We start from the raw sequence: 7,932 nt of genomic DNA on the forward strand, positions 1-7,932 counted from the left end.
CTCATGTGACCGGGGCGCGCTGTCCCGTCAGATGAGCTGACAGGACATTGAGCGCGACGGACCACCCTCCCCTTGCTTACTCTCCTTCCATGCCCCTGACGGTGACGAAATCGGTCAACCATCAGGAGAAAGTGCATGTCTGCGTTTCAAGGTATCTGGGTTCCACTGGTCACCCCCTTCCACAACGGCGCCATCGATTTCGTCGGCTTGCGCCGGCTGGTCAGCCATCTGCTGGAGAGCGGCGTCGACGGCCTCATCGTGTGCGGCACCACCGGCGAACCGGCGGCGATGGGCAAGCTTGAGCAACTGGCGGTGCTTGATGCGGTGCTGGAGTTGGCGCCGGCGCAACGGGTGGTCATGGGCCTGGCCGGTAACAACCTGAGCGAGTTGTTGCAGTTCCAGAGCGAGATCCTCAAGCGCCCGGTGGCTGGCCTGCTGGTGCCGGCACCGTATTACATCCGCCCGTCCCAGGCCGGCCTCGAAGCGTTTTTCCGCACGGTCGCCGATGCCTCCAGCGTGCCGCTGATTCTCTACGACATCCCTTACCGTACCGGCGTGGTTTTCGAGCAGGCGACCTTGCTCAACATCGTCGCCCACGAGCGGATCGTCGCGATCAAGGATTGCGGCGGCAATTTTTCCAACACTCTCGCCTTGCTCGCTAGCGGCCATGTCGACGTGCTGTGCGGTGAAGACAACCAGATTTTCAACGCCTTGTGCCTGGGCGCCAAAGGTGCGATTGCCGCGTCGGCGCATGTCCATCCCGAACTGTTCGTGCAGTTGCACCGGCAGATCCGCGACAACAAATTGGCCGAGGGCCGCGCCACGTTTTTCCGTTTGCTGCCGCTGATCAACAGCCTGTTCCTGGAGCCCAACCCGGCCCCGGTGAAAACCGCGCTGGCCCTGCAAGGCTTGATCGGCGATGAACTGCGCGCACCGATGCAACGCAGCAGTGAATCGATGACCGAGCGTTTGCAAGGCGTGCTCAGCGCATTGGCCCGCGACAATCGATAGAGCGCCCGCCACCGGCCCGAGTACCATGCAGCGATTCGTCCAGCCTTCAGGGGCACCACCATGCTCTACCGAATCGCCGCCGACGGGCTGATGTTGTTTCACTTGCTGTTCATTGTGTTCGTGCTGTTCGGCGGCTTGCTGGTGCTCAAATGGCGCCACCTGATCTGGTGGCATCCGCCGGCTGCGTTGTGGGGTATGGCGGTGGAGTTCTTCCACCTGCCCTGCCCGCTGACCGACTGGGAAAACCGCATGCGCCATGGGGCCGGGCAATCCGGCTATGGCGGTGGATTCATCGAGCATTACATTTGGCCGGTGATTTATCCGGCGGGTCTGACACCCGGTGTTCAGCTGGGGTTGGGTGGTGTGGTGTTGGTGATCAATGTGTTGGTCTATCGTCGAGTGATCCGCCAATGGCGATTGCGCCGAAACTTGTAGGAGCCGGCTTGCCACCGACGGATCGGGAGTCTTGCATCGCGCTGTCGGACGTCATCGCCAGCAAGCCGGCTCCTACAGGGTCGCGGTTTTCGTTTGAGGATTTTGCACATGCTGTCGATTGAAGACCTGGCGCTGCTCGAGGCCATCCGCGAAACCGGCAGCCTGTCGCGGGCGGCCGCACACCTGGGCAAGGCGCCGTCGACCGTGTCCTATGCGGCGCGGCAACTGGAGGAGCGTTTCGATGCGTTGCTGTTCGACCGCCGCCGCTACCGGTTGCAACTGACCCCGGCGGGCGAGTTGCTGGTCAACGAAGCGGCGCGGTTGATGCAGGACGTCGCGCGCCTGACCCAACGGGTCCGGCAGGTTGCCAATGGCTGGGAGAGCCGCCTGTGGATCGTCACCGACGAACTGCTGGAGTTCGAGACCCTGATCCCGGTGATCGACGAATTCGATGCGCTGCAATCCGGCGTGCCGCTGCGCATCACCCAGGAAGTCCTCAAAGGCGTCTGGGAAGCCCTGCGTGAAGGCCGGGCGGACCTGGTCATCGGCGCCACCAATGAGCCGCCGGCCATTGCCAACTTGCGCTGGATGCAACTGGGGGAAATGCAATGGGTGTTTGCGGTGTCGCCCAGACACCCGCTGGCCAAGGCCAAGGGCCCGATTACCCGGGCCATGGTCGCGCAGCACCGGGCGATTGTGGTGGCCGATTCATCAAGGGTCACCGAGGGCAGCACCTACGGCGTCACCGGCGGGCAAACGGTGCTGGCCGTGCCGAGCATGCGCGCGAAAATCCTCGCCCAGTGCAATGCGCTGGGGGTGGGCTGGCTGCCGCGGCACCGGGTGGGTTCGTTGCTGGAAAACGGCACGCTGGTCGAGAAAACGATGGCCGACCCGCGTGAGCCGAACATTCTCTACGCCGGCTGGCGTGGCGACCATGACGGTCGCGCCCTGGGCTGGTGGCTGGAACAGCTGAAAAAGCCCTTCCTGGCCACCCGACTGGTTGAGGGAACGGACCGATTCATCTGACGCTTAGTTGGCAATCACGCTCATGTTCCGCCCACTGGCCTTGGCCACGTACAACGCCTTGTCCGCCGCATCGATCAGCTCTTCGGAGCGAACCGGTGATGCGCCATTGCTGGCACACACGCCTATGCTGACGGTCACAGCGCCTTGCGGGCTGTCACTGTGGGTTATCCCGGCGTCGAGCACCGCGCGGCGGATTTTCTCCGCCACCAGAAATGCCCCGACGTAGTCGGTGCCGGGCAGCACCACCGCAAACTCTTCGCCACCATAACGGGCGGCCAGGTCACCCGGGCGCTTGATGTTGTCCGTGATGACCGCCCCGACCTTGCGCAAGCACTCATCACCGGCCGGGTGGCCGTAGCGGTCATTGAACGGCTTGAAATGATCGACATCGATCATCAGCAGCGCCAGTTCGGACTGGCTGCGCCGGGCTCGGCCCATTTCGGCATCGATGAACGCGTCGAGCTGACGCCGGTTGGCCAGCCCCGTCAGCGCATCCTTGAGGGCCAGGCCTTCAAGGTTGCGATTGACCTCCAGCAGCTTGTCCTGGGTATCCAGCAACTCGACCTGCACCAGGTTCTGCTGCCTCATCAGCTTGATCAGCCGAAACCCCATGCCCCCCAGAACACTCAGCAACAGCGTGACTATGCAGGCGCTGAGCAGGGTTTCCCGACGCCAACCGGCGAGTACTTCATTCTTGTTCAATGCGACGAAAACGATCAGCGGATAACCCTCGACCCGGCGGTACCCCGTCACCCGCTCGACGCCGTCGATGACCGACGTGATCGTGGCCGTGCCCGCATCGCTCTTGGGCAGCAACCGGGTGAACAATGGGCTCTTGGCCAGGCTGGTGCCGATCTCCGACTCCTTGAAGGGCCGGCGAATGACAATGTCGGCATTGTCGGCGATCAGGTTGATCACGCCATTGCTGCCCATATCGATGCTGTCGTAGAGCTGCAGGAAATGACTCAGGTAGATCGTCGCCAGCGCCACCCCGGCAAAGCTGCCGTCGGGATGATTGAAGCGGCGCGAGACCGTCAGGATCCACTCGCCGCTCGAACGGCTCTTGATCGACGGCCCGATGTGCGGCCCGCGGCCGGGGTTGTCACGATGAAAAATGAAGTATTCACGGTCGGAATTGTTGACGCCGGTCTGGCCGGCGCCATTGGAATTGGCGAGCCACTGGCCGTTTTCGTCGAAAACGAACACGCCATGGAGCTGGCTCAACTGATCGCGCTGGGCGTTAAGCAATTGCGGCAGCCGGAATTGATCGACCCCCTCGTGCTCCAGGCGATCGACCAGGGTGAACAGCAGCGTATCGGCCTGCTTGATCGTGGCCTGCGCTTGCGACGCCAGGGTCTGCGCAAGGTTGGACATCACCACTTCCTTGTCATGCAGGCGGTACTGGCGTGAGCTCCAGGCTTCCCAGATCACGATGGCAACCATCGACAGGCAGACCGCCACCAGCAGGATCACCGCCGAGCGGACCTTGAGCCGGGTCACGGCTGGCCGGAATACTTCAATAGGATCGTTGATCGGCGAATCTCCCCTGGTACCTGGCAAAGATGTTAGCGCGACATCTGCTTCAGCGCCTCCAGCCACGCCGGATCCAGTCGCGTCTGCTCTGTATCGATGCCCAGCGCTTGCATTCGTTCCTTGTGCCGGTCCATTTCGCGGATCAACTGGCCGTGGTCACTGGAGTTGCCATCTAGCTGATGCATCTGGTCCAGGCCCAAATGGTAGAAACGCAACAGCTTCATGGCAACCGGATCGCCCTTTTCCACGGCTGCCGTTACATGATGCATGACATTGGTGATGCTCATCAGGCTGCGCTTGAGTTGCCAACTGTAGACCGCGGGCTGCATCCATTCCTGGCGCCAGAACACTTGGCGCATCAGTGCCGCCATCGCCAGCACCGCGACAAACACGCCACCGACATTGAAGCGCAGGTTGTCGCCCCCCGGCGTGCCGAACAGGGCCACCGCCGCCGTCGACAGGAGCATCGCCAGCGCCAGGAAAATCAGGGCGATGATGACTGTGCTGCGCCGTGTCTGTTGCCGGTAGGTCTGGGCGTTCATCGGCTGGATTTCGAACATTGCGTCGGGTTTCCTGAGCTTCAATGGTAAAAAGGGGTCCGGGGCAAAAAGACTGCGGGCCATTATCGCCTCTGCGAGGGATTTAGCTATGCTGGGGCTCCTTTTCATCTTTTCATCGTCAAGCGGGGACATGGCGAGACAGCGCAGTTCGTGCCATCTTCTTTCATGAATACACATTATTCGGATGCCATTCGTAGTTGCTGTGTGAATGACATCGTTTTAAGGATCATTGAATGACCCAACGCCAAGTTATCAACGCCTCCGTCAGTCCCAAAGGCAGCCTGGAAACGCTCTCGCAACGGGAAGTCCAGCAATTGAGCGAAGCCGGTTCCGGCAGTACCTACAACATCTTCCGCCAGTGCGCCCTGGCCATCCTCAACACCGGCGCCCATGTCGACAACGCCAAGACCATCCTTGAAGCCTACAAGGATTTCGAGATCCGCATTCACCAGCAGGACCGCGGCGTACGCCTGGAACTGCTGAACGCCCCGGCCGACGCCTTCGTCGACGGCGAAATGATCGCCAGCACCCGGGAAATGCTGTTCAGCGCCCTGCGTGACATCGTCTACACCGAAAACGAACTCGACAGCCAACGCATCGACCTGAGCAACTCCCAGGGCATCAGCGACTACGTCTTCCACCTGCTGCGCAACGCCCGCACCCTGCGCCCCGGCGTCGAGCCGAAGATCGTGGTGTGCTGGGGCGGCCACTCGATCAACACCGAAGAGTACAAATACACCAAGAAAGTCGGCCACGAACTGGGCCTGCGCAGCCTGGACATCTGCACCGGTTGCGGTCCCGGCGTGATGAAAGGCCCGATGAAAGGCGCCACCATCGCCCACGCCAAGCAACGCATCCACGGCGGCCGTTACCTGGGCCTGACCGAGCCGGGCATCATCGCCGCCGAAGCGCCGAACCCGATCGTCAACGAACTGGTGATCCTGCCGGACATCGAAAAACGCCTGGAAGCCTTCGTCCGCGTCGGCCACGGCATCATCATCTTCCCCGGCGGCGCCGGCACGGCCGAAGAGTTCCTGTACCTGCTGGGCATCCTGATGCACCCGGACAATGCCGGCCTGCCCTTCCCGGTCATCCTCACCGGGCCGAAACACGCCGCGCCGTACCTGGAACAACTGGACGCGTTCGTCGGCGCCACCCTGGGCGACGCCGCCAAGCAGCACTACCAGATCATCATCGATAACCCGACCGAGGTGGCACGGCAGATGACCCAGGGCCTCAAGGCGGTCAAGCAGTTCCGCCGCGAGCGCGCCGACGCGTTCCACTTCAACTGGCTGCTGAAAATCGACGAAGGCTTCCAGCGCCCGTTCGACCCGACCCACGAAAACATGGCCAACCTCAAGCTCAGGCTCGACCTGCCACCCCATGAACTGGCGGCCAACCTGCGCCGCGCGTTCTCCGGCATCGTCGCCGGCAACGTCAAGGACAAGGGCATCCGCCTGATCGAAGAACACGGGCCCTACCAGATCCATGGCGACGCGGCGATCATGCAACCGCTGGACCTGCTGCTCAAAGCCTTCGTCGCCCAGCACCGCATGAAACTGCCGGGCGGCGCGGCGTATGTGCCGTGTTATCGGGTGGTTGCTTAACCCCTTCGGCGTCGTTATGCCGATGTGAGCCTTACCGTCGCGAGCCGCAGTGAAAGCTGCGGCTCGCTTACTTCTATGGAAAGAAAAAACATGCGCCAACGTGATTCAGCGCGACTGCTGGTGATCAATCCTTCGAAACAGGTTCTGCTGTTTCACTTCCAGCACAAAAACGACGCCCTCGCCGGCCAAAGCCACTGGGCGACACCTGGTGGCGGGGTTGAGCCGGGTGAGTCGTTTGAGGTTGCGGCGGTTCGTGAGTTGTTTGAAGAGACCGGACTGCTCGTTGACTCGGTGGGCTCGAGCATTGCAGAGCGCAGTTTTCCGATGATGCTGCCGAGCGGTGAAACGGTGCTGTCGGTTGAACGGTATTTTGTGGTTCATACCGACAGCGAACACCTGTCGCGAGAGGGGTGGACGGCTCACGAAGTGCGGGTGATGGCGGACCATAAATGGTGGTCGGTGGCAGAGTTGCGTGCAACCAGCGAAACGGTGTGGCCGGAGCGGTTGATTGAGATGTTGGAAAGCGCCTGAACCCCTGTGGCGAGGGGGCTCGTCGGACCGCCGCACCGCCCCGTTCGGCTGCGAAGCAGTCGTAAATCCATTCAACCCGGTCTGCCTGAAAAACCGCATCGCTTGATTTTGGGGCCGCTTCGCGACCCAACGGGGGCAAGCCCCCTCGCCACAAAAGCTCGGTGTTTAGTCCAGCGGGGCAACGTTATCCAGCGCGCGATTGACCGCCAGGTCGGCCAGCATGATCACCTGCTGGATGCCCAGCAACATGCTGCGCTGCGGGCCGTCCAGGAATGTAGCGAAATCACTGGCCATGACGCTGGCTGAAGCCAGTGATTCACAGGCATGGGCCAGTAAACTTTCGGTGTCGATGTTGGGCGCGATGATGAACATCGTGCTGGGGTTGTGGGGTGTGGTGCTTTTGAGGATGGCGGGTTTGAGATGGAGACCGGAAGGGCGATGGGTGGCGCTATCGGTTTCTGATTCGGGGGGATTGGGTGTGGGTTTGAACATGGTGGAGCTCCTGTAGAAATTGGAGCCACCAAGACCTGTCGCTAAACAAGTAAGGGTGGCGACTGTACGAAGGTTAGCGAACCGGTTACAGGCAAACCCGGTAGACCCGAAGGTCTCCGACGCACAGCCGCCATAATCAAATTGCAGGCATAGAAACGAATGCAATCAAGACTGGAGTGCTGGTGTCCCTGTAACTGTTCGGATCGCTAAATCCGGACGCTGAATTTGCAGCGACACGGAACGATAAAGACCAGACACAAGGCCCACAAGCCGGCGGATTCTGGCGTAGTTGTAGGTAACGACGCAAGGTAGCGTAGCCTTGCTCCTGGTCCTACAACCCTGTCTGACAGGCACATTGCTGGGGTGAGGCAGAAGATTTTCGTTGGATGTAATGCCGCCATCGCTGGCAAGCCAGCTCCTACAGGGATTGAGTACATCTGAAAGGGATTGGGTGGCTGTCAGGCCGCCATCGCTGGCAAGGCAGCTCCTACAGGGATTGGGTGCATCTGAAAGAGATTGGTCGGCTGGCAGGCCGCCATCGCCAGCAGGCTGGCTCCCACAGAAAGGCCAGAGCAAAAGCAAAAGCAAAACCCGCGCACAGCCGCCGCTCTTCACCACTCATCAGGCCGAGCGTTAGCTCGCCTGCAGCTCTTGATCTTGACTCACCCGCCCCCTCGGAAGGCTGAGTGGAGGTGTTCATCCGGGGATTGGCGCGCAGCGCCGTTCGACGCAGTCGA

General features: G+C 61.3%; 8 protein-coding genes. 5 read left to right on the forward strand and 3 right to left on the reverse strand.

All coding sequences use genetic code 11. The features are described from left to right. Window positions 1-135: 135 nt before the first annotated feature. The 3 genes from dapA to EI969_RS09325 all read left to right on the forward strand — a co-directional run bounded on the left by dapA (window position 136) and on the right by EI969_RS09325 (window position 2,472). On the forward strand, window positions 136-1,011 hold the full coding sequence (gene dapA / locus EI969_RS09315; protein ID WP_160387258.1) for a 4-hydroxy-tetrahydrodipicolinate synthase: 876 nt from the start codon (window positions 136-138) through the stop codon (window positions 1,009-1,011). Window positions 1,012-1,071: 60 nt separating this feature from the next. After that, the gene (locus EI969_RS09320) at window positions 1,072-1,446 is read left to right on the forward strand and encodes a DUF2784 domain-containing protein (RefSeq protein ID WP_160387260.1); all 375 of its coding nucleotides are present in this window, start codon (window positions 1,072-1,074) and stop codon (window positions 1,444-1,446) included. Window positions 1,447-1,554: 108 nt separating this feature from the next. Then, on the forward strand, window positions 1,555-2,472 hold the full coding sequence (locus EI969_RS09325; protein ID WP_160387262.1) for a LysR family transcriptional regulator: 918 nt from the start codon (window positions 1,555-1,557) through the stop codon (window positions 2,470-2,472). 3 nt (window positions 2,473-2,475) lie between these two features. Here the strand turns inward: EI969_RS09325 and EI969_RS09330 are convergent, their stop codons facing one another. Both EI969_RS09330 and EI969_RS09335 read right to left on the reverse strand, forming a co-directional pair. Continuing rightward, window positions 2,476-3,972, reverse strand: a complete 1,497-nt coding sequence (locus EI969_RS09330) for a diguanylate cyclase (RefSeq protein WP_371925910.1) — start codon at window positions 3,970-3,972, stop codon at window positions 2,476-2,478. Window positions 3,973-4,037: 65 nt separating this feature from the next. Continuing rightward, complete coding sequence (locus tag EI969_RS09335) at window positions 4,038-4,565, reverse strand: DUF3087 family protein (RefSeq protein WP_160387264.1); 528 nt, start codon at window positions 4,563-4,565, stop codon at window positions 4,038-4,040. A gap of 233 nt (window positions 4,566-4,798) precedes the next feature. On the opposite strand from EI969_RS09335, the gene ppnN reads away from it, so the two are divergent. Both ppnN and EI969_RS09345 read left to right on the forward strand, forming a co-directional pair. After that, window positions 4,799-6,172, forward strand: a complete 1,374-nt coding sequence (gene ppnN, locus EI969_RS09340) for a nucleotide 5'-monophosphate nucleosidase PpnN (protein ID WP_160387266.1) — start codon at window positions 4,799-4,801, stop codon at window positions 6,170-6,172. 90 nt (window positions 6,173-6,262) lie between these two features. After that, window positions 6,263-6,703: an NUDIX hydrolase gene (locus EI969_RS09345; protein WP_160387268.1), complete on the forward strand. Its 441-nt coding sequence runs from the start codon at window positions 6,263-6,265 to the stop codon at window positions 6,701-6,703. Window positions 6,704-6,868: 165 nt separating this feature from the next. Here EI969_RS09345 and EI969_RS09350 read toward each other — a convergent pair whose 3' ends face one another. Beyond that, a complete protein-coding gene (locus EI969_RS09350) occupies window positions 6,869-7,195 on the reverse strand; it encodes a DUF6124 family protein (RefSeq protein WP_160387270.1) in 327 nt (108 codons plus the stop codon). Between the last annotated feature and the right edge of the window lie 737 nt (window positions 7,196-7,932).

This window comes from Pseudomonas sp. PB101 (assembly GCF_009764265.1).
Taxonomy (GTDB): Bacteria; Pseudomonadota; Gammaproteobacteria; order Pseudomonadales; family Pseudomonadaceae; genus Aquipseudomonas.

What these genes read in the sequence shown, in the direction of transcription:
- ppnN (WP_160387266.1), top strand. Translation starts at nt 4,799, where the DNA reads ATGACCCAACGCCAAGTTATCAACGCCTCCGTCAGTCCCAAAGGCAGC.
- dapA (WP_160387258.1), top strand. Translation starts at nt 136, where the DNA reads ATGTCTGCGTTTCAAGGTATCTGGGTTCCACTGGTCACCCCCTTCCAC.
- EI969_RS09320 (WP_160387260.1), top strand. Translation starts at nt 1,072, where the DNA reads ATGCTCTACCGAATCGCCGCCGACGGGCTGATGTTGTTTCACTTGCTG.
- EI969_RS09325 (WP_160387262.1), top strand. Translation starts at nt 1,555, where the DNA reads ATGCTGTCGATTGAAGACCTGGCGCTGCTCGAGGCCATCCGCGAAACC.
- EI969_RS09345 (WP_160387268.1), top strand. Translation starts at nt 6,263, where the DNA reads ATGCGCCAACGTGATTCAGCGCGACTGCTGGTGATCAATCCTTCGAAA.
- EI969_RS09350 (WP_160387270.1), bottom strand. Translation starts at nt 7,195, where the DNA reads ATGTTCAAACCCACACCCAATCCCCCCGAATCAGAAACCGATAGCGCC.
- EI969_RS09335 (WP_160387264.1), bottom strand. Translation starts at nt 4,565, where the DNA reads ATGTTCGAAATCCAGCCGATGAACGCCCAGACCTACCGGCAACAGACA.